Genomic DNA, 2,783 nt, shown 5'->3' with positions numbered 1-2,783 from the left:
CGACTGCCCGCCCTCGCTCTCCATGCTCACGCTCAACGGGCTGTGCAGCGCCCACGGTGTGATCGTTCCCATGCAGTGCGAATACTTTGCGCTCGAAGGACTGACGGACCTGGTGAACACCATCCGGCAGGTGCACGCGAATCTGAACACCGACCTGCAGATCATCGGCCTGTTGCGCGTGATGTTCGATCCGCGCATTACGTTGCAGCAGCAGGTCAGCGACCAGCTCAAGGGCCATTTTGGCGACAAGGTGTTCGACGCCGTGATCCCGCGCAACGTGCGCCTGGCCGAGGCGCCCAGCTACGGCCTGCCCGGCGTGGTGTTCGACCCGGCCGCCAAGGGCAGCCTGGCCTTTGAAGAATTTGCGCAGGAGATGGTCGTGCGCGTGCGCAGCCTGCACGGCACCGCACCGTCCATCGCCAAAGCAGCCGCCAGCGCATGAAGCCGTCCGACGTCCTGCTGCTGCCCGGTTGGCAGAATTCGGGCCCCGGCCACTGGCAGAGCCTCTGGGAGACCCGGCATGGCTACCGCCGTGTGGAGCAGCACGACTGGATACATCCCCTGCGCGGCGACTGGACGGCGCGGCTCGAGGAAACCGTGGTGGACGCCGGCGGCCCCGTGTTGCTCGTGGCGCACAGCCTTGGCTGCATCCTCAGCGCATGGTGGGCGGCGCATTCCGCGAACGCCTGCCGCGTGCAGGGCGCGCTGCTGGTGGCGCCCGGCGACGTTGAACGCCCCGACCTCCTCGGCGCACAGCTCCCCGGTTGGGCGCCGATTGCCCTCCAGGCGCTGCCCTTTGCCTCGGTGCTGGTGGGCAGCCGCAACGACCCGTACTGCAGCTTCGAGCGCGCCCGGAGCTTGGCGCAGGCCTGGGGCGCGGACTTCGTCGACTGCGGCGAGCGGGGGCACATCAATACCGAGTCCGGTCTGGGCGACTGGGACGAGGGCCATGGCTGGTTGCAGCGGCTCGCCGCCAGGGCATAAGCGCCCGTCCACGACCGGCCGCCAGAAATCAGAAAAACACCGAAGAAAGCACGCACGACATGGTGAGCAAAAAACCCAAGGGCCTGGGTCGCGGCCTCGAAGCCCTGTTGGGCCCCAAGGTCGCCGAAGGGGTGGAACAGGCCCGGGCGGCCGACGCCGGGCAGCCCGGCACGCTGTCCCTGAGCGTGCTGGTCCCGGGCATATACCAGCCGCGTACGCGCATGGACGAGGGGGCCCTGTACGAGTTGGCCGAGTCCATCAAGGCCCAGGGCGTCATGCAGCCCATTCTGGTGCGCCGCCTGAGCGAGGGCGAGCACGCGGGCAAATACGAAATCATCGCCGGCGAGCGGCGTTTTCGCGCGGCCCGGCTGGCCGGCCTGGACAGCGTGCCCGTGCTCGTGCGCGACGTGCCCGACGAGGCCGCCGCCGCCATGGCGCTCATCGAGAACATCCAGCGCGAGGACCTCAACCCGCTCGAAGAAGCGCAGGGCCTGCAGCGGCTGGTCAAGGATTTTGGCCTCACGCACGAGCAGGCCGCCCAGGCCGTGGGTCGCTCGCGCAGCGCGGCCAGCAACCTGCTGCGGCTGCTGAACCTGGCCGATCCCGTGCAGACCATGCTCATGGCCGGCGACATCGACATGGGCCATGCGCGTGCGTTGCTGGCGCTCGAGCGCGCCGCACAGATCACCGCCGGCAACCAGATCGCGGCCAGGAAGCTCTCGGTGCGCCAGGCCGAGGCGCTGGTCAAGAAAATCGGTGCTTCCAGCCAGCTCGCGCAAAAGCCCAAATCGGAAAAGTCGCGCGACCTGCGCCGGGTGGAGGAGGAACTGTCCGACCTGCTCATGGCCGAGGTCGAACTGCGCGTGAAAAAGCGCCAGAAGGGCGGCAGCCACGCCGCGGAGATGGGCGAGTTGGTGATCCGGTTCGGCTCGCTGGAGGCGCTCAACGGCTTGATCGAGCGGCTCCGGAGGGCTTGATGTGCATGCGGTTCAGATACGCAAAACAGGCGCTGGCCGATGCAGCAGATGAAGCCGGGCGCTGTTGGAAAATCAATCGACGGTTATTGATTGATAGCGAAGGTTGATCCCACGCGCCGCGACACCAGCAGCAGCACGTACAGCAGCGTGGCATAGGGCCACAGCCAGCCCAGCCACTGACTCAGGCCGTAGAAGCGGATGAAACGGCCCTGTTCCCAGACCTGTTGGGTCTGGGCAAAGTAAGCGCTGGTGGGCGCCTGGTTGAGCAGTGCCAGATGCCAGGCCAGCGCCAGCAGCAGCATGGCCGCGCAGGCTCTGCGCGGCAGGGCGAGCAGGAGCCAGGCCAGCGCCAGCGCAGCCCCCACGCCGCAGCGCGCGGGCAGATCCAGCCATCCCCAGGCGTGCGCCGGGCCCCAGCTCAGCGCCGCCGACAGGGCGGTGAGCACTGCGCCCAGCGCGATCACCCCGAGCGCAAACAGCGCGCGGCGTCCGGCCTGGCGGTGGATCACGCAGTAGCCCAGCAGGCAGGGGATGAGCAGGCCCAGCGTGACGCACAGCAACTCACTGCCGAGGGAGAGCGGCTCCAGAGCGGCTCCGTGCAGCGGCAGCCAGCCCGAAAACGGCGTGTCGTCGAGCAGCGTGGCGAGCGCCGTCTCGAGTCGCTCGAGCACCTGGCCCAGACCAAAGGGAACGGCTGCCGGAAACAGCAGTGCCGGTGGCCAGAGCGCCAGCAGCACCAGGCCGCCGCTGGCGTCGGGGACGAACCAGCGTTGGCGCACGTCGCTCCAGCGGTCGATGGCACCCAGGCGCTCGAGCAGCGCC

The 2,783-nt window shown here is 68.6% G+C and carries 3 protein-coding genes and 1 pseudogene; 3 read left to right on the top strand and 1 reads right to left on the bottom strand.

All coding sequences use genetic code 11. The features are described from left to right. The 3 genes from VTU_RS27505 to VTU_RS0115070 form a co-directional block, all read left to right on the top strand. Window positions 1-442, top strand: a 442-nt coding sequence (locus VTU_RS27505; protein WP_010105622.1) for a ParA family protein, incomplete at its 5' end; no start/stop codon positions are given. Beyond that, the gene (locus VTU_RS0115075) at window positions 439-984 is read left to right on the top strand and encodes an RBBP9/YdeN family alpha/beta hydrolase (RefSeq protein WP_010105620.1); all 546 of its coding nucleotides are present in this window, start codon (window positions 439-441) and stop codon (window positions 982-984) included. The genes VTU_RS27505 and VTU_RS0115075, both read left to right, overlap by 4 nt. A 59-nt stretch (window positions 985-1,043) precedes the next feature. Further along, the gene (locus VTU_RS0115070) at window positions 1,044-1,961 is read left to right on the top strand and encodes a ParB/RepB/Spo0J family partition protein (RefSeq protein ID WP_010105618.1); all 918 of its coding nucleotides are present in this window, start codon (window positions 1,044-1,046) and stop codon (window positions 1,959-1,961) included. 83 nt (window positions 1,962-2,044) lie between these two features. On the opposite strand, the pseudogene VTU_RS0115065 reads toward VTU_RS0115070, so the two are convergent. Further along, a pseudogene (locus tag VTU_RS0115065) lies at window positions 2,045-2,783 on the bottom strand (VanZ family protein); the annotation flags it as partial.

This window comes from Verminephrobacter aporrectodeae subsp. tuberculatae At4, from assembly GCF_000193225.1.
Taxonomy (GTDB): domain Bacteria; phylum Pseudomonadota; class Gammaproteobacteria; order Burkholderiales; family Burkholderiaceae_C; genus Acidovorax; species Acidovorax aporrectodeae.
This window is presented reverse-complemented; position numbering and strand designations above follow the sequence as displayed.